Source organism: Enterococcus gallinarum, assembly GCF_021496385.1.
GTDB classification, from domain to species: Bacteria; Bacillota; Bacilli; order Lactobacillales; family Enterococcaceae; genus Enterococcus_D; species Enterococcus_D gallinarum.
This window is the reverse complement of the sequence record NZ_CP050816.1, coordinates 175,256-200,179: the sequence shown is the minus strand read 5'-3', so window position 1 is coordinate 200,179 and position 24,924 is coordinate 175,256. Positions and strand designations below refer to the sequence as shown.

At 40.1% G+C, this 24,924-nt stretch carries 23 protein-coding genes and 1 other annotated feature; of the genes, 18 read left to right on the top strand and 5 right to left on the bottom strand.

Features of this window, described 5'->3' with window-relative positions; translation table 11 throughout:
• The first annotated feature begins 57 nt into the window (after positions 1–57).
• The 3 genes from HED61_RS00900 to celB all read left to right on the top strand — a co-directional run bounded on the left by HED61_RS00900 (position 58) and on the right by celB (position 3,742).
• Complete coding sequence (locus HED61_RS00900; protein WP_081131380.1) at positions 58–825, top strand: DeoR family transcriptional regulator; 768 nt, start codon at positions 58–60, stop codon at positions 823–825.
• 160 nt (positions 826–985) lie between these two features.
• A complete protein-coding gene (locus tag HED61_RS00895) occupies positions 986–2,377 on the top strand; it encodes a glycoside hydrolase family 1 protein (RefSeq protein WP_219645461.1) in 1,392 nt (463 codons plus the stop codon).
• Positions 2,378–2,380: 3 nt separating this feature from the next.
• Positions 2,381–3,742 carry a PTS cellobiose transporter subunit IIC gene (celB, locus tag HED61_RS00890; RefSeq protein WP_219645460.1) on the top strand — a complete coding sequence of 454 codons (1,362 nt, stop codon included), beginning with the start codon at positions 2,381–2,383 and terminating at the stop codon, positions 3,740–3,742.
• A 179-nt stretch (positions 3,743–3,921) separates the two neighbouring features.
• Here the strand turns inward: celB and fni are convergent, their stop codons facing one another.
• The 4 genes from fni to mvk are packed head-to-tail and all read right to left on the bottom strand — an operon-like array spanning position 3,922 to position 7,982.
• Entirely contained in the window at positions 3,922–4,962 is a 1,041-nt protein-coding gene (fni, locus tag HED61_RS00885; protein WP_219645459.1) for a type 2 isopentenyl-diphosphate Delta-isomerase, read from the bottom strand.
• Positions 4,962–6,041 (bottom strand): phosphomevalonate kinase, encoded by a 1,080-nt coding sequence (locus tag HED61_RS00880; RefSeq protein WP_156248051.1) that lies wholly within the window; start codon positions 6,039–6,041, stop codon positions 4,962–4,964. The genes fni and HED61_RS00880 overlap by 1 nt, the downstream gene beginning before the upstream one ends.
• The gene (mvaD, locus tag HED61_RS00875) at positions 6,038–7,057 is read right to left on the bottom strand and encodes a diphosphomevalonate decarboxylase (protein WP_003128638.1); all 1,020 of its coding nucleotides are present in this window, start codon (positions 7,055–7,057) and stop codon (positions 6,038–6,040) included. The genes HED61_RS00880 and mvaD overlap by 4 nt, the downstream gene beginning before the upstream one ends.
• Entirely contained in the window at positions 7,050–7,982 is a 933-nt protein-coding gene (mvk, locus tag HED61_RS00870; RefSeq protein ID WP_003128639.1) for a mevalonate kinase, read from the bottom strand. Before mvk ends, mvaD begins: the two co-directional genes overlap by 8 nt.
• Positions 7,983–8,396: 414 nt before the next feature.
• On the opposite strand from mvk, the gene HED61_RS00865 reads away from it, so the two are divergent.
• Complete coding sequence (locus tag HED61_RS00865; RefSeq protein ID WP_003128640.1) at positions 8,397–9,041, top strand: deoxynucleoside kinase; 645 nt, start codon at positions 8,397–8,399, stop codon at positions 9,039–9,041.
• A 95-nt stretch (positions 9,042–9,136) separates the two neighbouring features.
• Entirely contained in the window at positions 9,137–10,039 is a 903-nt protein-coding gene (locus HED61_RS00860) for a magnesium transporter CorA family protein (protein WP_003128641.1), read from the top strand.
• Between the two features lie 4 nt (positions 10,040–10,043).
• Here HED61_RS00860 and HED61_RS00855 read toward each other — a convergent pair whose 3' ends face one another.
• Complete coding sequence (locus HED61_RS00855) at positions 10,044–10,679, bottom strand: pentapeptide repeat-containing protein (protein ID WP_003128642.1); 636 nt, start codon at positions 10,677–10,679, stop codon at positions 10,044–10,046.
• A 337-nt stretch (positions 10,680–11,016) separates the two neighbouring features.
• On the opposite strand from HED61_RS00855, the gene nox reads away from it, so the two are divergent.
• The 13 genes from nox to HED61_RS00790 all read left to right on the top strand — a co-directional run bounded on the left by nox (position 11,017) and on the right by HED61_RS00790 (position 24,911).
• On the top strand, positions 11,017–12,351 hold the full coding sequence (gene nox / locus HED61_RS00850) for a H2O-forming NADH oxidase (protein WP_003128643.1): 1,335 nt from the start codon (positions 11,017–11,019) through the stop codon (positions 12,349–12,351).
• 191 nt (positions 12,352–12,542) lie between these two features.
• Positions 12,543–12,664, top strand: a sequence feature (ribosomal protein L20 leader region).
• A 47-nt stretch (positions 12,665–12,711) separates the two neighbouring features.
• Positions 12,712–13,233 (top strand): translation initiation factor IF-3, encoded by a 522-nt coding sequence (infC, locus tag HED61_RS00845; protein ID WP_003128645.1) that lies wholly within the window; start codon positions 12,712–12,714, stop codon positions 13,231–13,233.
• Positions 13,234–13,293: 60 nt separating this feature from the next.
• Positions 13,294–13,494: a 50S ribosomal protein L35 gene (gene rpmI / locus HED61_RS00840; RefSeq protein WP_003128650.1), complete on the top strand. Its 201-nt coding sequence runs from the start codon at positions 13,294–13,296 to the stop codon at positions 13,492–13,494.
• 61 nt (positions 13,495–13,555) lie between these two features.
• Complete coding sequence (rplT, locus tag HED61_RS00835; RefSeq protein WP_003128653.1) at positions 13,556–13,915, top strand: 50S ribosomal protein L20; 360 nt, start codon at positions 13,556–13,558, stop codon at positions 13,913–13,915.
• Between the two features lie 229 nt (positions 13,916–14,144).
• Positions 14,145–14,756: a YitT family protein gene (locus HED61_RS00830; RefSeq protein WP_156233639.1), complete on the top strand. Its 612-nt coding sequence runs from the start codon at positions 14,145–14,147 to the stop codon at positions 14,754–14,756.
• A 29-nt stretch (positions 14,757–14,785) separates the two neighbouring features.
• Entirely contained in the window at positions 14,786–15,796 is a 1,011-nt protein-coding gene (locus tag HED61_RS00825; RefSeq protein WP_103300348.1) for a LacI family DNA-binding transcriptional regulator, read from the top strand.
• Between the two features lie 155 nt (positions 15,797–15,951).
• Positions 15,952–17,292 (top strand): ABC transporter substrate-binding protein, encoded by a 1,341-nt coding sequence (locus tag HED61_RS00820; protein WP_219645458.1) that lies wholly within the window; start codon positions 15,952–15,954, stop codon positions 17,290–17,292.
• A gap of 188 nt (positions 17,293–17,480) precedes the next feature.
• Positions 17,481–18,368: a carbohydrate ABC transporter permease gene (locus HED61_RS00815; protein WP_103300350.1), complete on the top strand. Its 888-nt coding sequence runs from the start codon at positions 17,481–17,483 to the stop codon at positions 18,366–18,368.
• Entirely contained in the window at positions 18,358–19,182 is an 825-nt protein-coding gene (locus tag HED61_RS00810; protein ID WP_103300351.1) for a carbohydrate ABC transporter permease, read from the top strand. The genes HED61_RS00815 and HED61_RS00810 overlap by 11 nt, the downstream gene beginning before the upstream one ends.
• Before the next feature lie 24 nt (positions 19,183–19,206).
• Entirely contained in the window at positions 19,207–20,973 is a 1,767-nt protein-coding gene (locus tag HED61_RS00805) for a glycoside hydrolase family 35 protein (RefSeq protein ID WP_219645457.1), read from the top strand.
• A 4-nt stretch (positions 20,974–20,977) separates the two neighbouring features.
• Positions 20,978–22,918: an alginate lyase family protein gene (locus tag HED61_RS00800; protein WP_219645456.1), complete on the top strand. Its 1,941-nt coding sequence runs from the start codon at positions 20,978–20,980 to the stop codon at positions 22,916–22,918.
• Positions 22,919–22,932: 14 nt separating this feature from the next.
• The gene (locus HED61_RS00795; protein ID WP_103300354.1) at positions 22,933–24,063 is read left to right on the top strand and encodes a glycoside hydrolase family 88 protein; all 1,131 of its coding nucleotides are present in this window, start codon (positions 22,933–22,935) and stop codon (positions 24,061–24,063) included.
• Between the two features lie 11 nt (positions 24,064–24,074).
• The gene (locus tag HED61_RS00790; protein ID WP_171917839.1) at positions 24,075–24,911 is read left to right on the top strand and encodes an MBL fold metallo-hydrolase; all 837 of its coding nucleotides are present in this window, start codon (positions 24,075–24,077) and stop codon (positions 24,909–24,911) included.
• The last annotated feature ends 13 nt before the right edge of the window (positions 24,912–24,924 follow it).

Genomic DNA, 24,924 nt, shown 5'->3' with positions numbered 1-24,924 from the left:
ACTGACTCAAAGAGGTCGGGCAATCAAAAATTCAAAAAACGTATAGAAGGTGAAAAAATGAAAGCCACACAGGGAAGTGTTTTTCGACGACGAGAGGCCTTGATCACCTACTTAGATAAGTATGATTATGGGACTGTTTCAGAATTAGCGGATCGATTTCAAGTATCAGAAGTGACGATTCGCAGGGATTTGTTGTTTCTGGAAAAAAAGCAGTTGATTGAACGTTATTATGGCGGCGTGAAACGGATCAAGAAATCAGAAAAAAGAGAATCCCAGCAACTTGGATCGGTAGAAGAATTTCCTTGGCAACGATTGCTTCCACCGTTACACCTTTTGCTGCAAGAAAAGAAATTGATTTTTGTGGGGGCTGGACGCTGGTCGAAAGAATTGATCCACGCAGTTGCTGATTTTGATTTAACGATTGTGACCAATGACCATTCCGCATTGATTGATCTAAAACCAGGACGGGCGATTGTTTGTCTGTGTGGAGGAGAAGTGGAAAGCAACTCCACTGCGTTAGTCGGAGATATAGCGACACTGGCTTTCAGCAAATATACGGCTGATTTGTGTTTGATTGAAGCCTCAGGAATCGACTCCCATGAAATCACAACAACGACACTAAGTGAATCCTTTGTGTATCGGACGATGCTTCAGCATACTCAAGGAGAGAAAATCATCTATACGGAAGGAGAAAATATTGGCCATGTCCGAGGATTTATGATTGATCGTACGTTTATGGCGAATCGCTTGTTTAGCAATAGGCAACTTTCAGAGATCGAGACGGCGCAATTTTCTTCTCAAGGTCTGCAGTTTTCACTGCTATGATTTTAATTTAGCATTGAAGTTTTTCTCAGACAATCAATTAAGGAGAAACGTTCATAAATATTCTTTCATGAACAGTTCTTGTCCGGCTATTGCTTTTGATCAAGGAGACGATTATCCTAAATACCAGAAAGCGCTTTACTAAAAAAGACAGGAGAACATCATGACATCAAAATTTCCAACAGATTTTTTATGGGGAGCATCCATTTCTGCACATCAAACAGAAGGAGCTTATTTAGCGGATGGTAAAGGACTAAGTGTTCAAGATACTCGTCCCCGAGACAATAACAAGATCGCCGATTTTACAGTAGCGGTGGATCATTATCATCGGTACAAGGAAGATATCGCCTTGTTAGCAGAACTAGGAATCAAAGTTTTTCGCTTTTCAATTGCATGGTCACGGATCTACCCTGAGGGGCGGGGAAGTGTTAACCAGAAAGGATTGGACCATTATAGTGCTGTCATCGACGAACTGTTGAAGCAGGGAATCCAACCATTTATTACATTAAATCATTTTGATTTACCACAAGCATTGGAAGATCAAGGAGGCTGGACAAATCGCAGTACAGTTGAAGCTTTTGAAACCTATGCTAAGACATTGTTCAACGCTTATGGTGATCGGGTGACCCATTGGTTGACGATCAATGAACCGAATATCATGCTCTTAGTCGATCGCAAGATACTAGGCAAAACGATTCCTCTACCTGAGAAGTACCAGCAATTCCATCATCTGATGATTGCTGAAAAGCTTGCCTTCAAACATTGCCATGAACTCGTTCCAAATGGAAAAATTGGACCAGTCCCTAATATCTCGCTTGTTTATGCAGCAACCAGCAAGCCGGAAGACAATCAGGCGGCCCTTTATTTCAATAGCGTTCGGAATTGGGCGTATTTAGATTTTGCCTGCTTAGGACGCTATAATACAGTCTTTCAAGATTACTTGAATCAAAATGGGGTGAGGATTACTATCCACCCAGAGGATCAGGCTTTGATGACCAGTGCCTTCCCAGACTTTGTAGCTATGAATTTCTATACAACGGTCACAGTTGAACAGCCAACGATGGAAGGAGACATGACGAATGGGATCAGTGATCAACAAAGTGAAGACATCATGGAACGAGGGTTTTATAAAGGATTTACGAATCCCTATTTGAAGAAAAATGCGTTTAACTGGACCATTGATCCTCTGGGCTTAAAAACGACTTTGCAAACACTCTATGATCGCTACCATCTACCAATCCTCATCACAGAAAACGGTTTGGGAGCAGAAGATCATCTGGAAGAAAACAGCGCAGTCCATGATCCTTACCGTATCGACTATTTGCAGCAGCACATCCAGCAATGTCTAGCAGCTATCGAGTCAGGAGTGGAATTGATTGGCTATAGTCCTTGGTCTGCGATCGATTTGATCAGTGTCCATGAAGGCATCAAAAAGCGCTATGGTTTTATTTATGTGGATCGGAATGATGCCGATGAAAAAGAGCAAAAGCGTGTGAAAAAAGATAGTTTTTACTGGTATCAAAAGTTGATCGAAAACGGACATTGGGAGGGATAAGCAATGAATCATGTCTTTACTTTTTTAGAGCAGCGATTGATGCCGCCATTAAATAAAGTCGCTAACTTGCGTTTTATCCGAGCAATCATGCAAGCGGGAGTCATCACGGTTCCTTTCACGATCGTTGGCTCGATTTTTTTGATCATCAATAACCTGCCTCAAATTATTCCGCCGCTGGCCAGCTTTTTTGAACAGACGATTTTGAAATTTTCCCCGCTTTATAGTGTCGCGACAACTATGTCTATCGGCTCGATCGCACTCTTTTATTGTTTAGCCACTGCGTATTATTTAACGGACATCTATCGCAAAGAAGAAAAACTCCAATTGAGCAGCTTTGTTGGCGCAATTCTTGGGTTGTTTGCATTTTTGATGACGATCATTCAAGTCGATATTTCAGATAGTGGGGCACAATTGCTTCAAACAACTGGAGAGACAGCTATCATCTATAATGGTGTAGCACTTGGCTCTTGGGTGACACGGTTTAGTGGGATCGGTATTTTTATCGGTATCCTTACGGCGGCGCTGGCAACCCAAGTCTATCGTTTTTGTGTTAAAAAGAAAATCACGATCCAAATGCCAGCGGGAGTACCAGATGGGGTCAGTAAAGCATTTGCTTCCCTGATTCCAGCGATTATTATTGCTTTTTTGATGATTCTGATCAATGGCTGTTTAGCCGTTTTTCATACCGACTTGCATGGTTTGTTGTCAAAACCATTTGAATTTGTAAAAGATTTGACAGGTTCTTGGCTAGGGATCATTGTAATCATGTTGTTGATCCATTTGTTGTGGGCCGTTGGTGTTCATGGAACAGCCGTCATCAAAAACAGTTTTATCAATCCTATTTTATTAGTTGCTTTAACCGAAAACATCGATGGAGCAACCAACATTTTTGCCGGTGATTTTGTCAATATGTACATTTTTATTGGCGGTGCTGGCAGTACGTTAGGGTTGGTCTTGTTGATGCTGTTTCGAGCTAAATCCCAACAGTTGAAAGTATTGGGCAAAGCGGCGATCCTTCCAGGATTGTTCAATATCAACGAACCAGTGATCTTTGGTGCGCCAATCGTCTATAATCCTTATTTGATTATTCCTTTTATTGTGACACCGCTGATCAATGTGACGATTGCTTATTTTGCTACATCCTTTGGCTTTGTAGCTAAAGTGATCACCGGGATTCCTTGGATCTCACCTGTTGGGATTGGAGCATTTCTTGGAACTGGCGGCGACTTTCGCGGAATCTTGATCGCTATCCTTAATTTATTGATTTCGGTTGTCTGCTATTATCCATTTTTCCGAATGTACGATAGTAAACTTTTTGCGGAGCAGCAAGCAAACGAAGCAGAAGCGACTCTCCATGATCAGTAGACAAAAAGAGCGTGGGACAAAAGTAAAAAACACTTTTGTCCCACGCTCTAAACACGTCTAAATGGCGGAAGCAGAAGCAACTCCGAGAAATTAATCGAACTACCCCAAAATTTGAAAAGCAATTTCCGTGTATTCCTCCTTATTTTGCGGAGTTTAACATTTCTGTCCCAGCCTCTTTTTTAGCGAAAACTATAATCCGACAACGAAATATGCCGGGCATGACACCAGTCTTTGACAGAACCGGAGAAAATTAGCGGTACATTGGACAAATCCTGTGTCCGGGTTTGTCCGACCATGGTGTAGAGCAGCTGAAGCTGTTCTTTCCAAGACTGGATGGTGGCAATCGTTTCTTCAGGTCCTTTATCTAAGAGCATGGTCAAAATCGTAGCAGAGATTCCGACACTTTTGGCACCAAGACATAAAGCTTTGAAAATATCAAAGGCATCTCGAATCCCTCCTGAAGCGATTGTCGTGAAGGAGTGTTGCACTTCGTTGGCTTCTAGTAAAGAGATAACCGTCGATTGGCCGAAGTGATTCAAGTAAGCCATTTCTCGTTTTTTTCTGCGGGCATTTTCAATTTGGGTAAAACTCGTTCCGCCGCTACCAGCAACATCGATCGTTTGTACGCCTACCGAAATCAATTGCTGAATAGTCTCTCTGGTCATACCAAAACCGACTTCTTTTACGACAACTGGTACTGGAGCCGCCTTTACGATTTGTTCCAGCAGACTTAGCCAATTGCTGAATTCACGGTCCCCTTCTGGCATCACCAATTCTTGAGGGGCATTCAGATGGATCTGTAAGGCATCGGCTTCAAATAAGTCGATCGCACGCAAGGCATTTTCAACGGAACTACCAGCACCGACATTTGCTAAAAGAAAGCCCTCTGGATTGACTTGGCGAACGACTTGGAACGTGTCGGACAGCGCTGGGTCTTTTAATGCAGCTGAGACAGAACCAGTCGCCATCATCAGGTCACAAGCTTTCGCAACTTCAGCCAAGTCTTGGTTGATTTTTTTGCTTTTCTCACTTCCGCCTGTCATGGCGTTGATGAAAAAAGGGGTAGCGAAAGAGCGGCCAAAGAGTTCCGTTTCCAAAGTGACTTGTGCGCTATCGATCTCGGGAAAGGACTGGTGAATAATTTGAACCGCATCAAAATCATTCAGCCGTGGCTTGTGAAAGGCTTTTGCCAATGAGACGTGTTCATCTTTTCGATTCATTAAATCTCCTCCCGATAATGATAGACATGCAGCGGCAATGGAATAATGTCGGCTTTTTCCCAAGCGCTCATCAATGGTAAGATCCCGGTTTTTTGATCGACGATCACAATGCCGCAATCCCCGCCGCCAGCGCCTGAAGACTTGGCGGCCCCGCGATAGGTTTCTGCTAAGTCACATAGTTTCTTTAAAGCGGGTGTTTCAATGGTTACACCAGTCAGACTAGATAATCCTACAAGTAATTTTCGATTTTCGGTAATCATTTTTTTGATTGTTCGGCTGTCTTCATTTAAAAAGCCATCAATCAAACGATTGACACAGTCTTTGCTGTCTGCCAAAAATTTGGCATAGCCCTTTTCTTTGGCTTCTTTTGATTGATAGACTTGGTCAACTAAATCAGAAGTGGAAGCAGGACTACCTGTCCACCCAATCAACAGGCGCAATGTTTTTGGTACAGTCAATGGACGGATCGAAAGCTCTGGCCAATCACTGGTCAATAGCTGAGTCAATGTCCATTCCTGCTGTTTTCGTAAGACCCACTCATGATCAAATGTGGAAAAAGCTAGCCAGCCACCATAGCAAGAAGCAGCAATGTCACCACACGAGCCATTCCCTTGCACGGCCAAATGGGCCAATGCGGCGATCTTGAATTGCGTCAAGCGATCCATTTTTAGATCATAGTAGAGGTTGAGTGCTTTGACGGTAGCAACGGTCACTGCACCGCTAGAACCAAGTCCATATTTTCGACCGTTGGAATTATCTAACTCACTCGTTACTTTTAAGTCATAAAAAGAGAGCAGGGTTCCTTTTTCTTGAGCGTATTTTTCTGTTAGACGAATAGCAGCTAGAATGTAATGAAAAGGATTTTCTCGGTGGTCCAGTACTAGTTCGCCATTGCGGCGAGTCCAGCGGATCGGCAAGTCACTGTACTGGGCAGATTGGATACTGCCGTTTTTGCGGGCGCCTTCGATCGTCACATTGATGAATTGATCCACCGCAACGATGATCGCTGGATGTCCAGGTTCAACGACCGCATACTCACCTGCAATAAATAATTTGCCGGGGACTGAGATTTCTATCATTTCGACACTCCTTCATTTGTCATAGACGGATCGGTCACTGTCATTGGTAAATCAACCAACCCTTGTCCTGCGTGAGCAACGATTAATTGTTCAGGATGAAAATCTTTTTTCAGCTGGGTTAATATAGCTTCTTCGTCTTTTCTTTGACAAAGCACTTTGACATTTGGTCCGGCATCCATCGTAAAGTAGCAGGCCAGCCCTTTTTGACGCAAGGAACGGACGCAATCCATTGCTCGCAAGGATTCAGGAGACCAGTAGGTGAACGGTGGAGTCGCCGCCATAGTAGTGGCATGCATTTTTAGGGCATTGGCTTCTGTCGTTTCACCTAATAACTGAAAGTCTTTTTCGCGGATGGCTTGCTTTAACTTTTTCAAATCGTGTGGTGTGCTTTCTAGCCAACCAGAATAATAGCTGGAAGTCTCTACAGTCCGACGCATCCCGTCACGACTGGAAACATCTTTTTCTTTGTCGTTGATCAAAATGAAAAGCATACTTAGCTCTTTTTCCCAGCCTTCCGAAGCAATCGGTGTTGCGTAAGACGTGTCATCATCACCAGTATGCCATTCGACAAAGCCGCCAAAAATACTGCGACAAGCAGAGCCAGATCCCCGCCGAGCGAGACGGGATAGTTCTGTTTGTGATAATTGTAAGTCAAGTGCTGCGTTACAGGCTCCGGCTAAAGCAGCTAGTCCACTAGCAGATGAAGCAAGACCAGCAGCTGTTGGAACGAAATTGCGGCTGTTGACTTGCGCGAAAAAAGGACAATTGGCTTTTGCGCGTACAAGATCCAAAAAAGCGGAGATTTTCTTCGTTGCAGCCTCACTCTGCTGTTTGTCATCCAGGAAAAAACGGTCTTGAGTATATTCCTCTGAAAAGGTAACAGAGGTTTCTGTATAGAAAGCATCTAACGTCAAAGATAAGCTGTTATTCATTGGCAAGATCAGTGTTTCGTTCTCCTTGCCCCAATATTTGATCAAAGCAATATTCGTGTAGGCTCGCGCCTTTCCTTTATACATGTTCGTAAGCTCCTAATCCTTGAATCCAAGTGGCATGGGCGCCATTGGACAATAAAATACGGCTGATCACTTCAGCCTGTGTTTTTGTTTGAGTCAAAGCGATCATACAGCCACCGCGGCCACCGCCCGTCAGCTTTGCGCCAAAAGCGCCGTTGGCTAATGCCAGTGACACGAGATCGTCCAGGTTTTGATTGCTGACACCTAGTTGCCGGAGGGTCTCATGTGCGTGGGTCATTGCCTGACCTAGCTGCGTCAGCTGATTATGTAAGATAGCTTCTTTAGCGGTCTTTGCTAAAGAACCTAAGCGGCTGATAGCCTGACTCGTTTGGTGTTTTTGCGTTTCAAACAGATGCGCGACGCTTTTGACAGCTGTGCGGGTCTGACCTTTGATCCCTGTATCGGCGACTAACAAAAAGCCATCGATCGTCAATGGAAAAGAAGTAATCGGCTGCCCTTTGGTAAAGTAGATCGCCTCGTTGCCGCTTGTTGCTGCAGCATCAATACCGCTAGGATTTCCATGCGCGATTTTCTCAGAAAAATCGACATAATCCAATAGCCGTTCTTTTTTTAACTCTTTGTGCTGCCAATCAAAAAAGGCCCGAGTCAACGCAACTGCAACTGCCGCACTTGAACCCATTCCTCGTTCTGAAGGGATTGTACTAACGATCGAAACAGAAAAGGGACCGGTTTGATGGTCTTGCTGCAAGCGATGAAGAAGTTCTTTCACATTTTTTAAATGCGAAGGAGCTTCTTCTAGTGGGCCGTGGTAATAATTGGAGGTTAAATCATTCGTTAGGCTGGCAGTGATCGTCACGTGGACCTTTGCGCCAGCAAATGGAAAAGCGATGGCGGGTTCACCATAGACGACCGAATGTTCACCCATTAATATGATTTTCCCTGTAGCTATGCCAGTACCGAGTGACATTCATTATCCTCATTTCTCTTAGAACTGCAGCAGAAGTCAAAAGAATGTCTCAGAGGAAGCAGCAGGCAAAAAAATAAAGGTTCCCCTTTGATCCTGTGAGTCATTCTTTTAAACTAAGCTGCAATCTACTTAATAATTACTAGTGATTTCATCATAGATCCTTGTTTTTCCGTTAGAACAGAAAAGTTCGCAGAAAAACGAATAAAAGATTCTTTCTTATTTTACTAGAAGAAGGCTGTTTCGTTAAGCATTCCGAAAAAGAAATCGTAAAAAACTGAAAATATTTAAACTTTTATTGAAAATTTTTTGTTTTTATGCTTCAAAAGCGCTGGGTTGACGATACAATATCTAGTAGTGTATAGTTGATTACGCAAATGAAACATACAATATTTAGTGATGAGTGAGTTGGGGGATATGAGCGTGATCGTATTAGCAGGAACTATCGGCGCAGGAAAATCAAGTTTAACTGCATTGTTAGCTGATCATTTAGGCAGTCAAGCATTTTATGAGTCAATCGATGATAATGAAGTGCTGCCGTTGTTTTATGCCGATCCAAATAAATATGCTTTTTTATTGCAGATTTATTTTTTGAATAAACGTTTTGATAGTATCAAAAAAGCATTGAATGATGATAATAATGTATTGGATCGATCCATTTATGAAGATTCACTGCTTTTCCATTTGAATGCTGATTTAGGACGAGCAACGGATACAGAAGTTCGGGTTTATGATGATTTATTGGCCAACATGTTGGAAGAATTGCCTTATGCAGCTCATAAAAAACATCCAGATTTATTGGTCCATATTCGGGTTTCTTTTGAAACTATGTTAGAACGGATCAATAAACGGGGACGGGAATATGAACAGTTATCCTTTGATCCTACCTTGTATGACTATTATCAAGAATTGAATCTGCGGTATGATCAATGGTATGAAGAATACCAAGAAAGTCCAAAAATCCAAATCGACGGCGATCAATTCAACTTTGTTGAAGATCCAGAAGCAGCCCAAAAGGTATTAGCGATGGTCGACGAAGCACTGGCAAAAGTGCGCAAATAAAGCAACAGCTGGAGTCCAGCCCATAAAAGTGGGGATTCCAGCTGTTTTCTTTTATAATAGAAGAAAGCGAACATGTAACGTGTGGAGGGAAACCAGTGGAAAAAAAACGATTTTACAATGGCCGTTATGAATGGATTCAAGTGGATCAACAAGACAGTAGCAGTATTGCGCGTTTACAAAGACAGCACCAGTTGACTGATGAGATGTTAACTTACTCATTAGACAAGAATGAACGTGCCCGTGTGGAGTTCGATACTGATGACCAAGCATTGTTGTTGGTGTTCAACGTACCTCAACAAGAAAAGAAAGACAATCATTTTGAAACAAGTCCGATGACGTTTATCTTAAAAAAAGATCGGCTGTTTACTTTTTCTTCGAGAAATACCCAATATGTGATTCCGATGATGGAACGGATACTCGTGCAAAATCCTTTGCAAACACCGATTCATTTTCTTTTTAATAGTCTTTTTTTGATCTCAGGAACTTTTTTTCCTTTAGTCGAAGAAGTCAATAGCGATCGCGTGCATCTCAATCAACGGCTGCGGGAAAAGACCACCAATAAAAATTTGTTGGAAATGTCTGACTTGGAGATCGGACTCGTTTATCTGGTTTCGGCAACGAAACAAAATGCCGTTTTATTAGAACAGATCAAAGCTTTGTCATTCTTTCGTTTAATGGACGACAATGAAAAAGAGCAGTTGGATGATGCACTGATCGAAGCGAAACAAGCCGTTGAAATGACTCAGTTAGCGTTTCAAATTCTGGAACAATTGTCAGGTACGTACAATAATTTGTTGAACAACAACTTGAACGACACGATGAAATTCCTGACTGTTTGGTCGTTGTTGCTGACGGTACCATCGATCGTTACCAGCTTCTTTGGCATGAACGTTCCATTGCCCTTCACGAATACCGTGTTTGGCTGGGGAATCGCTCTGCTGATCAGTTTAGTCTTGTCAGGATGGATGTTGATTGCACTCTGGCGCAGAATCAAGTGATGCTTCAGTCAATCACTAGACCTAACCCCGCTGCAATCACTAATGCTTGTTCTTGGTCAACGATCAATCCCCGCAACAATTCTTGCGAAAGAGCGATTTTCTGGAAAGGATTGGTCCGCAGATCCAGCTGATAGAGTTTGGTTCGGAACCAATTACTGTTTGTCAGCTGATTGTGTTGCAACTGGAGATTTTTCCATTGGACTTCGTAAAATTCTGTGTCATTCAGCTGGCACTCTGCAAAGCGGATCGTTTTGAGATTGGTGTTGCTGAAGGAAGCAAAATTGCCGACGCAAGATTCAAATGTACAGTCACGAAAATAACTTTCTGCAAAATTTGTACCGGTCAGCTTGCAGTTTTTGAAGTGTACTTGATGAAAGCTAGCGCCCAAACATTCCATATTGGAAAAGTCGCAGTTTTCAAAGAAAACATTTTGGCATTCCCAATGCTCTAGTCTTGTCTTTTGCATGGTGACCTTTTTCAAGTGGCACTGTTTTAAAATGAGACCCGTACAAGCGTCATAACTGGCATCAGTTTCTGTAAAAAAAGCTTGTTCAAAAATTTCTTCATCTTCAAGATAAAAATCTTTTGTTTCTGAGTATTCAATAATCGGTAAAAGAGGATCCGGCTGCTTTTTTTTCATTTTGCACCTCAAAATTTTGTTTTTTTAATAGTATACCATGTTTTGAGCGATGCCTTTAGCAGTGCAAAGATGTTTGATGGATAGATTGTGAATTTAATTCAATAGGCTAACTTTAGCTGCTGAAATAGCAAGGTTTTATGAAAAATAAATACGCTTATATTCACAAGGTTATGAATTGTTTTAAGAAAAATCTTCATTTCAGAAGCATAATTCAAGGATAATTCGGCAATAACCAGTAAAAACTGTCATTTTTTTATCGGTTTGCGAAAATCTTGATAGTTTTTAAATTCACAATGTAGCTATAATGAAACCATAAACAAAAGGGGGAAATTTTTCCATGACAAAAACAGTGATTATTGGTGCGAACCACGCAGGGATTGCCGCAGCAAATACCTTATTAGACAATTACCAAGATCAAGAAGTTGTAATGATCGATCGGAATACAAACCTCAGTTACCTTGGTTGTGGGACTGCATTATGGGTTGGACGTCAAATCGATTCGTATGAAGGCTTATTCTATACAAAACGGGAAGATTTTGAGGCAAAGGGAGCAAAAATCTATATGGAAACAACTGTTGACCATATTGATTTTGAGAAAAAAACGGTTCATGCAGTAACAAAAGATGGTGAAGAAGTGGTAGAAACATATGACAAACTTGTTTTGGCAACAGGTTCAGTACCAATTTCGCCAAAAGTACCTGGTCGTGATTTAGCCAATATTCATTTCTTGAAGAGATTCCAAGATGGCCAATCTGTGGATAAAGAACTAGCAGCTGAAGAAGTAAAAAATGTTGCTGTCATCGGGGCCGGCTATATTGGAGTGGAAATTGCAGAAGCTGCAAAACGTCGTGGTAAAAACGTTCTTTTATTTGATGCCGCTAACCGTGCATTACCAAACTACTATGACAAATGGTTCACGGATGACATGGATCAAAACTTAGCAGAGCATGGGATCGAATTGCACTTTGGTGAATTAGCTCGGGAATACAAAGGAACCGACAAAGTAGAAGCAGTGGTAACGGATAATGGAGAATATCCAGTGGATCTTGTGATCAATGCGATCGGCTTCTTGCCAAACAATACATTAGGCAAAGAGCACTTGGAACTATTTACGAATGGTGCCTACTTGGTAGACCGTCACCAACAAACAAGTGACCCAGATGTTTTTGCGGTTGGAGACTGTGCAACGGTTTATTCGAATGCATTGCAACAAACGACCTACATCGCTTTAGCAACAAATGCCGTTCGCTCAGGGATCGTAGCTGGCCATAACATTGGCGGTACATCATTGGAATCAACTGGGGTTCAAGGATCAAACGGAATCTCAATCTTTGGTTACAACATGGTTTCTACCGGTCTTTCCGTAGAAGCAGCAGAACGTAACGGTGTGAAAGTGAAGTATTCAGATTATGAAGATACGCAAAAACCTGGATTCATGAAAGAAAACGATACCGTGAAAATCCGGATCGTTTACGAAGAAGAATCACGTCGGGTGATTGGTGCCCAAATGGCATCACGTACTTCAGAAATCGCTATGGGAATCCACATGTTCTCATTAGCAATTGAAGAAGGTGTAACCATCGACAAGATGAAATTACTTGATATCTTCTTCTTACCACACTTCAATCAACCATACAACTACATCACAATGGCTGCATTGAAAGCTGAATAATAAATAGCTGAGGGAGCTGTGACAAAAATCTTGTCGCAGCTTCTTTTTTCAAATAAACGATTAGAAGTAGCTTCTTTGGAACCAAGCCGAAACTTCAGGTGGCTGGTCACTTTTGTTAAGCGCTCTTTTTTGAAATAATCATGAAAATCATTGACAAGAACTAAAAAAAGCAGTATACTATAAAAGTTGAGAAATTAAAGCAGAAGCACCCGCTTCTCGCCTGAGTGACTGTATCGCTGGGCAGAATAGGATTCCTACTTTTCGTGTATGGAGTACGTGCGGGTTCGTGAAGAACTCGTTTTTTTATTGTCTGATTTCGAATCGACAAGCTTTTCTTTCTCTCAAAAAACTCGGAGGTGAATGACCATAGCAAAGGATATGATGGTAAACGACGGCATTCGTGCACGTGAATTGCGTTTGATTGATCAAAATGGCGAACAACTTGGTGTAAAGAGTAAAGCTGAAGCATTGCAAATTGCAGAACGAGCAAACCTTGATGTGGTATTGGTGGCACCAAATGCGAAACCACCGGTAGCAAGAATTATGGATTACGGAAAATATCGTTTTGAGCAACAGAAGAAAGACCGTGAAGCTCGTAAAAAACAAAAAGTAATCAACATTAAAGAGGTTCGTTTAAGTCCAACGATCGACGTCAATGATTTCAACACAAAGTTGCGTAATGCACGTAAATTCCTTGAAAAAGGGGACAAAGTAAAAGCTTCGATCCGTTTCAAAGGCCGTGCCATTACCCATAAAGAGATTGGTCAGAAAGTGTTGGATCGTTTGGCTGAAGAAACAGCTGATTTAGCATCCGTTGAACAAAAACCAAAAATGGATGGACGCAGCATGTTCTTAGTATTATCGCCAAAAAATGATAAATAATGACTCACTGAGTTTCAGTTTAAAGTCAGATAACGAAAGATTTTGAGGAGGAAATTAGTTATGCCAAAACAAAAAACACACCGCGGATTAGCAAAACGCGTAAAACGTACTGGCGGCGGCGGATTGAAACGCTTCCGTGCATTTACTAGCCACCGTTTCCACGGTAAAACAAAAAAACAACGTCGTCAATTGCGTAAAGCTTCTATGGTTTCAGCTGGCGATTACAAACGTATCCGTCAACAATTAGCACGCATGAAATAATTGCGTCCCAGGCTTTACAAATTCAAACAACTATCGATTTTCATATTAGGAGGAATTATACATGGCACGTGTTAAAGGTGGAACAGTAACTCGTAAACGTCGTAAAAAAGTGCTAAAATTAGCAAAAGGTTACTACGGTTCTAAACACACTTTATTTAAAACAGCAAAAGAACAAGTAATGAATTCATACAACTACGCATACCGCGATCGTCGTCAAAAGAAACGCGACTTCCGCAAATTGTGGATTGCTCGTATCAACGCAGCGGCTCGTATGAATGGCTTAAGCTACTCAAAATTGATGCACGGTTTGAAATTAGCTGAAATCGACATCAACCGCAAAATGTTAGCTGACTTGGCTGTAAACGATGCAACAGCATTTACTGCATTGGCTGACCAAGCAAAAGACGCTTTAAACAAATAAACTCACGTTGTTCTACAACGATTGAACCCGCTCAATGAGCGGGTTTTTTGTTTCTATGGGGATAAGAAAGCTGTTTTTCTGTCTATGGAGTGATTTGGTGAATTTAAATAAGCGGTCAATTTATTTTTTAGTTCACTAAATATTCACTAAACTAATTGTCGAACCTCCAAATTAGTGGTATATTAAATTATAATGAAATCGGATTCCAGTTTGAGGTGGAGGCTGTGAGATGAATAAATTGATCATCACTGATAAGGCAATGGATGAGACAAGGAATATTTTGAAAATTGTTTTAGGAAATGTATTGATGGGTTTTGCTTATGCAAAATGGATGAAGCCAAATGGCATTATAAATGGCGGTGTTACAAGTATGGCTATGATCGTTGAAAAGGTGACAAGCATACCGATTGTCTATTTAACGTCGGGCATCACACTGCTTCTATTAGTTTTTTGTTGGTTATTCTTAGGGAAAGCCAATTTTTTCAAGTCTATCGTCAGTAGTATTTGCTATAATATATTTTTTGCTCTTTTTTATTATATAGATATCAACTTTCAAGTGAATATAGGAATTGACTTTTTACTTGCCAGCATTTTTATTGCAATAGGATATTATTGTTGTATTTCTGCAAATGCTTCGACAGTAGGGATGGATGTGATTGCTTTGGCAATCAATAAAAGACATCCTGAATTTAACATTGCTCGAGGAATCCGTTATATCAATTTTATGGTACTGGCTTTAGGTTTTTTAACATACGGAATAAAATCCGTTGTTATTGGCGTTTTATTCAGCTTGGTCAACTCATACATGTTAGATGTTTTATTGAAAAAGGCAAAAATATAATTTAAACAGAGAGAAAATGAGGTGTTCGTATGGCAACAATCAAAGATATAGCAGATTTAGCTGGTGTGTCTAAAACGACTGTTTCAAGGGTGTTGAATTTTGACCAAACTCTTTCTGTTAGTGATGAAACTAGAAAGCGGATTTTTGAAGCAGCAGAAAAACTTGAATATACGAAATATAAGCGGAATCGAGTGATTGATAAAGGGAAAATCGCGATCGTTCAATGGATGACTGAAAAGGATGAATTGGATGATGTCTATTATCTTTCGCTTAGAATGAGTGCAGAGAAGAAGATTTTAGATGAAGGGTATGAAATCCTTCGTTATTTTCGCAATGATGAAATGCTTTTCGATGATGACATCATCGGCATCATTTCAATTGGCGAATGTTCACCGGAACAGCAACAATCTTTGATCGATTTTACGGATAATCTAGTCTTTGTGGGGATGGATATTCTTTCTGCAAAATATGACTCTGTTTCACTCGATTTTGATCAAGCGGTCAGTAGTGTAGTAAATTTTTTTGTTGAAACAGGGCATAGGAATATTGGCTTTATCGGAGGACTTGATTACGGCAAAACATTACCCAATCATCCTATTGGCAAGGATACGCGGACCATTGCATTTGAAAAATATACTCGGATAAAAGGTGTGTATAATCCAGAAAATGTTTTTCAGCACTCTTTCGATGTTGAGAGTGGCTACGAAATGATGACAAAAGCTATCGAAAAACTTGCCGATAATCTACCTACTGCTTTTTTTACTGCAAATGATCCGTTAGCGGTAGGGGCTTTAAGGGCTTTATTGGAAAATGGAATCAAAGTACCGGAAAGAGTTTCATTGATTGGTTTTAATGATACTAGCATAGCGAAACATGTCTTTCCGACCCTTAGCTCAGTTAGGATACATACGGAAATTATGGGGGAAGTGAGTGTTGAATTATTACTCGAACGCTTAGAAACGGAGCGCCAAGTAGCAAAAAAAGTAATCATTGCGACGGAATTAAGTTTGCGAGGAAGTACCGATAATGAAAAGAAGTGAGAAAAAGCCATGACAAACCTCTTGTCATGGCTTCTTTTTTGTTCAAATATATTCAGTAAACAAATATAAAAAGTTCAGTGAACTTATTGACCTTTTGTTTACTTTCGTGTATTCTATGTATTGAAAAAAAGCGTTTACAATATGGAGGGGAAAATATGAAGTTCAGAAAAATGTTGTGCGGTACGTTAGGCTTATTGGCAATCGTTAGTTTGGCAGCATGTGGTGGAGGTGATTCTAAGTCTGAATCGAAAGCGGATTCAGCAAAAGATTTGGCAAAAGAAGCACGGGTAGAAAAGGCGAGCATTGAAGTGTATGTGCCACAAGGGAAAAATACGGATTATTTAAAAAAATCGATTGAGCTTTATAACAAGAAGTATAGCACTGAACTAGAATTGAACCCGGTAGATGTGGCACCTGCAATTCCGATGGTGCAAAAGGTAACACCAAAGCTAGTCGCTAATGAAAAAATGCCAGATTTGATTTTTTTACAAGACAGCAATGCAGGTTCTGTTTTTGATAAATTTGAAGATCTCTTTTATTCAGCAGAAGATTTTGGATTTGTGAAAGATTATGGAAAAGACTTTTATTCAGCCAAAATGAATATGTTAAGTAATATTGCACCATCGAAAAAAGTTTTTGGATTTCCAAATGACTGGGGCAATGCATCTATGTTTTACAATGAAGAAGCATTTAAAACAGCTGGTGTAGATATGAAACAAATCAAAACTTGGGATGAATTGATCGAGGCTGGTAAAAAATTAAAAGAGAAAACTGGCAAAAAGCTATTATTTATGAGGGATACTGGCGAGTTAGACTTGGTCAAGTACTTAACAGAACAGCAAGGCGTTTCATTATTTGATAAAGACGGAAATTTGAATCTCTTAGATCCTGCTGTAAAACATTCTTATGAAATCATAAAAAAATTACAAGATGAAGATTTAGTTGCATATGGTAACTCAAAAGATTATACAGTGATCGGTCAAGACTGCGGTATTATTCTTGCTGGGGGCTGGTTGGCATCATATCAAGCAAGTGACTATCCCGATGATGAAGGGAAATGGAGAATTGGTGCGATTCCAGCAGTTGATGAGGACAATAATTATTCTCCAATGAGTGGTGGCTCTAGTTATTACGTTCCGAAAAATTCGGAAAATGCATTGGCTGCACTACAATTTATTACTTTTGCATTAACAGATAAAGAAGCGTTAGATGCTTATATGGAGTTAAGCGGCTTACCTGCGAATACAACAGCTTATACAAGTGAAGTTGCTCAGAAGGAATTTCCTTATTATGGCAATCAAAAAATCTTATTGACACTTGATGAAATCAGCCAAAACAGTATTGAAGGGTATGCTTTCCCTTATTCAGCTGATTTAGACAACTATATTGAAGCTGCTAGTTACGATATCAAAAATAACGGTGTTTCTGTTGATGATGCATTGAAGAAACAAGCTGATGATTTTGCTTCAAAATATGACGTTAAAGTGAACGAATAATTTTTAAAGGGGTTATTCTACAAAGCTAACCAATGACTGTAGGAATCCATGTACAATGATTCTGATTTCTAGCAGGTCCTTCAGTTCATGACGATCAACTGATTTCAGACGTAGAGGTAGTTGAAAGTTATAGCGTTGTTTTGAGTGATAGAATAACCCCGATTTTAAAATTGAAAAGGGGTATCCATATGGAATTTCGTAAAAAGAGAGGGATTACAAATTATTCCCGCACAGCCTACATTATGTTGCTGCCATTTCTTCTTCTTTTTATCGTTACATTACTTATTCCAGCCGTCATGTCATTGGGATTTAGTTTCTCGAAAGTATCGACAGCAATTGAATTTATTGGTTTGGAAAACTTTATTGCCATTTTTAAAGATCCATTATTTTTTAAATCCTATTTCAATGTTTTCATTTTTATGCTTTTTTCCATACCAATCACAATCTTCTTAGCACTGATTTTTTCTGTGTTGTTAAATAAACCAACGATTAAAGGAAAAGGTTTTTTTCGTACCGTGTATTACTTACCAGCTATTACTTCAATCGTAGCTGTTTCCTCAGTGTTTTTGACCTTTTACAACCCCACAGGATTATTTAACTCAGTTTTGGCGACGATTGGATTAGCGCCAATTCCTTGGCTGACTGATCCCTTTTGGGCTAGGGTTTCGATCATTATTATTTCGGTCTGGTTGAACGTGGGGTATTACACCGTTTTATTTTTAGCCGGCTTGCAAAATATATCAACTGAAATCTATGAAAGTGCGGACATTGATGGAGCAAACAGCCTGCAAAAGTTTTTTAAGATCACGATTCCACTATTGAAGCCTGTAGTTTTGATGGGGATGATTTTATCAACCATTAACGGTCTAGGTGCGTTTGAAGTACCAAACATTTTATTTAAAAATGGCTTTGGTCCAGAATCTTCGGCTGTAACTGTCGGTGTTAATTTATATAAGACGAGTTTCGAAATGGTCGATTTTGGAAAAGCTTCTGCGATTGCATGGACAATGGTAATCATTGCGGCCATTTTATCCATCATCCAATTTATTGTAGGGGGAAAAAACAATGAAGCGTAAGCTGAACCCATTACTTATTTACTTTGTACTCTTAATTGGATTGGTCATTTTTGCATTACCTTATGTATACATGCTGATTGCCTCTACTCAGTCCAATGATGTCATTTTAGGCGAAAAAATAAATTTCACGATTGGACCTCATTTTTTGAGAAACATCAAAGAAGTCCAAGAAAAATATGATTACATTCGCGTACTGATCAATTCAGGCATCATAACTTTTGTGGGTACAGCCGTTTCAACTTTTATCACGACATTAGCGGGATATGTAATGGCGAAATACCGCTTTAAGGGAAGTAATCTAATTTTTAATCTAGTCATGATCTCCCGCATGATTCCTGGGTTCGCGACATTGATCCCTACTTTTTATATTTTAAGTAAGTTTGGTCTGACAAATACGTTTGCCGGTGTCATTATTCCTAGTGTGGCCTCCACGACTTCCGTGTTTATGATGCGACAATATGCACAGCAGTTTCCTAATGAATTAATGGAAGCATCGAGAATTGATGGCGCAAGTGAGTGGACGATCTTTTGGAAAGTCGCGGTTCCGGTTTTAACACCTAGCATCATTACGACTGCTTTGCTTACCTTCATGGGATATTGGAATTCCTACTTGATTCCATTGATCGTACTGTCTGACTCCAAGAAATTTACGGTGCCGTTGATTATACAAAATATGACACAAAACAATTATGACCCATTGAATTACGGCGCATTGATGGCAATTTTGGCCACATCAGTTATACCGATCGTTTTGCTATATATGTTTTTACAATCAAAATTCAAGTCAAATGGGCTAGATTCAGCGATTAAATAGGTGCTTTTTAGGAGGAACAATGGAATGAAGTTTGAAATCAAAGAGGAATTTTACCTAGATGATCAGCCGCTAAAATTAATTTCTGGCGCTGTCCACTATTTTAGAATTCCGCCAACACAATGGGAACAAACATTGCGTAATCTGCAAGCGATGGGCTGTAATTGTGTTGAAACATATGTGCCGTGGAATTTGCACGAACCAAAAAAAGGAGTATTTGATTTTGAGGGGTTGGCAGATGTAACGACATTTTTGGATATAGCTGAAAAATTAGGGTTATTTACAATTATTCGTCCAAGTCCTTATATCTGTGGTGAATGGGATTTCGGTGGCTTGCCTGCTTGGTTGTTAAGCGATAGTAAGATGCGGATCCGTAGTCAATATTCTGGTTATTTACAAGCAATAACGGAGTATTATGAACAACTTTTGCCGAAATTGGTTCCATATCAATTTACCCATGGAGGCCATCTTTTGATGGTGCAGGTGGAAAACGAGTATGGCTCCTATGGTGAAGACAAAGATTACCTGAAATTCTTAGTGAAAGAGCTTCGGAAATATCTCACGGTTCCTTTATTCACTTCTGATGGAGGTTGGCGAGAAGTATTGGAAGCTGGCACTCTTCCAGAAGAAGACATTTTAGCTACCGCTAATTTTGGTTCTGATGCAAACGAGAACTTTGCTTGGCTCAAACGTTATCAAGAAAAAAACAACTTGATTGAACCGCTTATGTGTATGGAATTTTGGGACGGCTGGTTCAATTCTTGGCAGAAAAAAATTATTCGTAGGGATCCGCAGGAAACAGCTGAAGAAGTTCGCGAGGTAATAAAACGAGGCAGCATTAATTTTTATATGTTTCAAGGTGGAACGAATTATGGATTTTATAATGGCTCTTCGGATGCAGGCGTTCGGAATGAACCGCAAATCACTTCATATGATTATGATGCACCATTGACAGAGTGGGGGGCACCTACCGAAAAATATTTTGCCATTCAAAAAGTGATTCAAGAAGAAATTCCTGCAGCGCAGACATCTGAACCACTCTATCCTCAGTTAGTTAGTTTGGGGGTTTTTCCAATTCAAGAAAGCGTAGGATTATTTTCTGTTCTCGACGAAATCAGCAGTCCGATCAGCAATGATTACACATTACCGATGGAGTATTTAGGACAGAATTTTGGCTACACTCTTTACCGTAGTCAATTAATGGAGAAGCGGCGGATAGAAAAATTGAAAGTCATTGATGGATTGGATCGTATCCAGTTTTTTGTGAATCAAGCTAGAGTAGCAACCCAATATCAAGACACGATCGGCGAAGAAATTACTTTTGACCTAACTGAAGAACAAAATGAATTGAGTTTGCTAGTTGAAAACATGGGAAGAAACAATTACGGTCCTAAGCTCGTGGCAGAAACCCAAAGAAAAGGGATTCGCAGTGGTGTGATGGAAGATATCCATTACATCAGCAACTGGGAACACTATTGCCTTGAATTCGAGCCAGAACAAATTGCTAGAATCGATTTTTCTAAAGCGATGACACCAGATACACCGGCTTTTTATAAGGCAACAATTGCTTTAGAACAGGTTGGAAATACTTTCCTAGATTGTAGTAGCTTTGGTAAAGGCGTTGTTTTTGTAAATGGGCAAAATATGGGACGCTATTGGAATGAAGGACCAGTCAAAACCCTCTATATTCCGGATTATTTCTGGCGAAAGGGCGCGAATGAAGTCATCGTTTTTGAAACAGAAGGAATCCCAATTGATGAATTACGTTTCCTTCAATCACCAATCATGGAGTAAAGCAATGAATAAAAACTATGTAGGTTTTTTTAACTGTACCACAAAAGAGGAACTTAATTCGTTTAAAGAGGAGCTGCTTGAGTACCCAAACGATTGTCAGAAATTATTGATGCGAAGTAGACGTTTTGTCTCGGGAGAATATCTTTTTGACAATGAATGGGACATGGAGAGAACACATGAATCTATTCATTGGCAGTTGGCTGAGATTCAATGGGGTGATAGTCCAAATAATGATCCAGAATGGAATTATATGTTGAACCGTCATCGGTTTTTGGTAGATATCGGATTGGCCTATTTGCTGACAGAAGAAGAAATTTACAAAAGGTATTTGGCCGATTTTCTACAGGCTTTCATAGAGCATAATCCATTGAATGAACAGACGAAGGGCTATAGTTGGCGAACGATCGATGTAGGCTTGCGAGTGGTTCATTGGCTTAAATTACTTGAAATCCATCGTCATTTCCCATTGTTTACACCAGAACTAGCGCAACGAATGGAAGAAGAAATCAGCCATCATGGCAAGTATCTCTATGATCATCTTTCGATCGAACGAGGACAAAGTAACTGGCAAGTGTTGGAAATTGCTGGTTTGTATAGTATCAGTCTAGCTTATCCCGAATGGGCATCAGCAAGTGACTGGCGAGTAGCTAGTTTGGCTTATTTGGAAGAATCACTCGCACTTCAAGTGGAAGAAGATGGCATGCAGCGAGAACAATCGTTTATGTATCATAACGAAGTGTTGCTTTCTTTGCTGCAAATCATTCAATTGGCACAAAGAAATCAGCAAGAAATTCCTGAACTGATTCTGAACTATGCCAAAAAGACGACGCAGGCAGCGGCATCTTTTGTCAAACCTGATGGCAAGCAACCCGTCTATGGTGATAGCGATTTAGAAGATATGACGGGCCTTTTGCAGTATGCAGAGGGAATAGTAAGTCCTTCATCTTTTGCAAAAAAACGTCCCACTTTTTTTGCAAAGCAATCGTTTGGTTATGGGGAATTTCCGTTAGAAAATAAATTTTTATCTGTTTTTTCGGTACATCATTTCCAACAAGCCGGATTGATGATTGCCAAAACACCTGAAGACTATACCTTGTTTAAATGTGGTCCATTGGGTGGGGGACATGGACATGATGATTTACTTCATGTGTCTTATACACACCGAGACAAAGATATTTTGATTGATTCTGGCCGTTATAGTTATGAAGTATCTAAAGGTCGACTTGATTATAAAGCGCCTTATGCACACAATACAATCGTAGTGGATGATCAGAATTTCAATCACCATACAGATGCTTGGAACAGTGAAAAAGTCGCTTCACCAATCAATCAAAAATTGCTGTCTCATTCAGGTATTCACTTCTTTGAAGGAGGACATCTAGGCTATTTTGATTTGTCAGATCCAGTCTATCTCAATCGGAAATTAATACACTTTCCAGAAGGGTTTTGTTTGATTAGTGATAGTTACTTCTGCCATGGAGCGCATAATATCTGTACCTATTTTCATTTCAATTCGAATGACGTCCAGCTGACACAAAGAGGACTGATACTTGAGGATCTGGATTTCGAATTGATCAGTCTGGATGAAAGAATGAAAGCAACGATTGAGGATACTGTTGTTTCGCCAACGTACAATGAAACCAAGTCCATTTGCTGCGGTATTCTTAAAAAGGAAATTCAAAGGACAGACACTAGTTCCTATGTTCTTGCTCCACAGGGTCTTATTCAAAATGTCGAACAACTTCCGGTTTATGCAGAGGACCAAAAGCAATCACCAAATGTAGTAGAAGCCATCAAATTTACATTTGAAGAGGGGACACAACAACTGGTCATTTTGCAACATCAAGAACCAAATGTAGGAAGACGTGCTTATCGGATAGAAGGTAAATACTATTATGGTCGGATAATGGTAGTAAAAGATAATAAACGAATGGTTTTGTACTGATGGGAGGATCCTATATGCTATCCAAGGAACGCATCGAAGAAGAAATAGAATTTGTTTATCAAAAAATCATTGGTAATTTAACGACTTTTGAAACGTTAGTCCCAGCAGCTGTTTCAACTGATTATGTTTACCCAGCAGTAGAAAATGCTGATTGGACCGATGGTTTTTGGATCGGAATGTTGCACTTGGCACAATCTTATCGACCCGATGAACGAATTCAAAAAGTGATCACTAAACAGCTAGCTGTTTTTAGTAATCGTTTAGACAAAGAAATCGTCTTGAATCATCATGATATTGGTTTCTTGTATTCATTATCCGCAGTAGCAGATTATCGGGAAAATAAGACAGTTTCGTCAAGAGAGATGGCTTTGCGGGCAGCTAAAGTTCTGATGCGTCGGTACAATGAGAATGCGGGAATCTTTCAAGCTTGGGGAGATGTAACAGACAAAGAACAACAGGGAAGAATGATTATTGACTGCAATATGAATTTGCCTCTTTTGTATTTTGCTTCTAATGAAACGGGAGATCCAATGTATCGAAAAGCAGCAGAAAGCCACGTGAAGCTAGCACAAAAATATTTGATTCGAGAAGATTTTTCAACTTTTCATACGTATTATATGGATATCCAAACAGGAAAACCCCGTTTTGGCGCGACTGCTCAAGGTTTTTCTGATGATTCTTGCTGGGCAAGAGGACAGGCGTGGGGGATCTATGGATTTCCTATCAGTTTTACGCATATCGGGGATACTACACTTTTGGACGCTGCTTGTCATCTTGCTGATTATTATTTAGCTCATTTGCCAGCAGACAAAATTGCCTATTGGGATCTATTCTTTCAATCAGGGGCGGAAGAGCGGGATACATCGGCTTCAGCCATCACTGTATGTGGATTGCTAGAATTAGCAAAACATCTACCACTAACAGATGGGAAGAAACAACGCTATGAGGCAGCTGCTGAAGAAATCATCTTAGGATTAATGGAAAGTTATACAACAAGAAACTACCCGGAATCAAATGGATTACTGGTTCAAGGTGTTTATTCCAAACCTAATGGGAATGGGGTAAACGAATGTACTGCTTGGGGTGATTATTTTTATTTTGAAGCACTAACAAGATTGCATCGTAGCTGGTCAACTTACTGGTAGGAGGAGGAAAGATGAAACTACACTATTTAGGTACTGCGGCAGCAGAAAGAGTTCCTGCGATTTTTTGTCAGTGTCGTGTGTGTCAGTATGCCCGACAGTATGGGGGAAAGGAGTTGCGGTCCCAAACACAGACATTAATAGATGATGGGGATTTGCTGATCGATTTTCCTGGCGACAGTTATTTGCATTTGCGCGAACATCAATTAAATTTTAATACGATTGAGCATCTATTGATTACACACTGGCATAGTGATCACTTGTATGCTGAAGATTTAGCATTCCGTATGAGCCCTTATGGGAATGATTTAGACAATAAATTGACTGTTTACGGCAATGCAGAGGTTCATCGATTTTATGATCGGGCGTTTCAATTGGAAGGAATGACCGAAGGAGCACGAATCGAATTTCAAGAGCTAGCCCCTTTCGAATGTTATACGATCGGTCAATATACCGTGCATGCATTGCCTGCAGTTCATGGAAAAAAAGAGGGGGATTGTTTTATCTATGTGATTGAGCGGGAAGGCAAACGCTTATTCTACACTCATGACACTGGATTTCCTACATTGGATGTGTTGGACTACTTAGAAGAACATCATTTGAAGTTGGATGTGATTTCCCTTGATTGTACCGGACAAGGTTTAAAAGGATCTGGCGGTATTCATATGAATGTAGAGGAGAATCTGCAATTAATCACAACCTTAAAAGAACGTGCATTGTGCGATGATGCAACAATTTTCATTGCAAATCATTTTTCTCATAACGGAGGTCTTACCTATCAAGAAATGAAAGCATTAGGAGACAAACATCAACTGATTACAGCCTATGATGGGATGATTATTGATATTTAAAGTATACTCCTCT

Coding starts and splice junctions, on each gene's coding strand:
- HED61_RS00815 (WP_103300350.1), top strand. CDS start 17,481: ATGGAATTTCGTAAAAAGAGAGGGATTACAAATTATTCCCGCACAGCC.
- HED61_RS00900 (WP_081131380.1), top strand. CDS start 58: ATGAAAGCCACACAGGGAAGTGTTTTTCGACGACGAGAGGCCTTGATC.
- HED61_RS00820 (WP_219645458.1), top strand. CDS start 15,952: ATGAAGTTCAGAAAAATGTTGTGCGGTACGTTAGGCTTATTGGCAATC.
- mvk (WP_003128639.1), bottom strand. CDS start 7,982: ATGTCACTCGGTACTGGCATAGCTACAGGGAAAATCATATTAATGGGT.
- celB (WP_219645460.1), top strand. CDS start 2,381: ATGAATCATGTCTTTACTTTTTTAGAGCAGCGATTGATGCCGCCATTA.
- rpmI (WP_003128650.1), top strand. CDS start 13,294: ATGCCAAAACAAAAAACACACCGCGGATTAGCAAAACGCGTAAAACGT.
- HED61_RS00855 (WP_003128642.1), bottom strand. CDS start 10,679: ATGAAAAAAAAGCAGCCGGATCCTCTTTTACCGATTATTGAATACTCA.
- HED61_RS00800 (WP_219645456.1), top strand. CDS start 20,978: ATGAATAAAAACTATGTAGGTTTTTTTAACTGTACCACAAAAGAGGAA.
- mvaD (WP_003128638.1), bottom strand. CDS start 7,057: ATGTATAAAGGAAAGGCGCGAGCCTACACGAATATTGCTTTGATCAAA.
- HED61_RS00790 (WP_171917839.1), top strand. CDS start 24,075: ATGAAACTACACTATTTAGGTACTGCGGCAGCAGAAAGAGTTCCTGCG.
- HED61_RS00825 (WP_103300348.1), top strand. CDS start 14,786: ATGGCAACAATCAAAGATATAGCAGATTTAGCTGGTGTGTCTAAAACG.
- HED61_RS00795 (WP_103300354.1), top strand. CDS start 22,933: ATGCTATCCAAGGAACGCATCGAAGAAGAAATAGAATTTGTTTATCAA.
- HED61_RS00865 (WP_003128640.1), top strand. CDS start 8,397: ATGAGCGTGATCGTATTAGCAGGAACTATCGGCGCAGGAAAATCAAGT.
- HED61_RS00810 (WP_103300351.1), top strand. CDS start 18,358: ATGAAGCGTAAGCTGAACCCATTACTTATTTACTTTGTACTCTTAATT.
- HED61_RS00805 (WP_219645457.1), top strand. CDS start 19,207: ATGAAGTTTGAAATCAAAGAGGAATTTTACCTAGATGATCAGCCGCTA.
- infC (WP_003128645.1), top strand. CDS start 12,712: ATGACCATAGCAAAGGATATGATGGTAAACGACGGCATTCGTGCACGT.
- HED61_RS00880 (WP_156248051.1), bottom strand. CDS start 6,041: ATGATAGAAATCTCAGTCCCCGGCAAATTATTTATTGCAGGTGAGTAT.
- HED61_RS00895 (WP_219645461.1), top strand. CDS start 986: ATGACATCAAAATTTCCAACAGATTTTTTATGGGGAGCATCCATTTCT.
- fni (WP_219645459.1), bottom strand. CDS start 4,962: ATGAATCGAAAAGATGAACACGTCTCATTGGCAAAAGCCTTTCACAAG.
- HED61_RS00830 (WP_156233639.1), top strand. CDS start 14,145: ATGAATAAATTGATCATCACTGATAAGGCAATGGATGAGACAAGGAAT.
- nox (WP_003128643.1), top strand. CDS start 11,017: ATGACAAAAACAGTGATTATTGGTGCGAACCACGCAGGGATTGCCGCA.
- rplT (WP_003128653.1), top strand. CDS start 13,556: ATGGCACGTGTTAAAGGTGGAACAGTAACTCGTAAACGTCGTAAAAAA.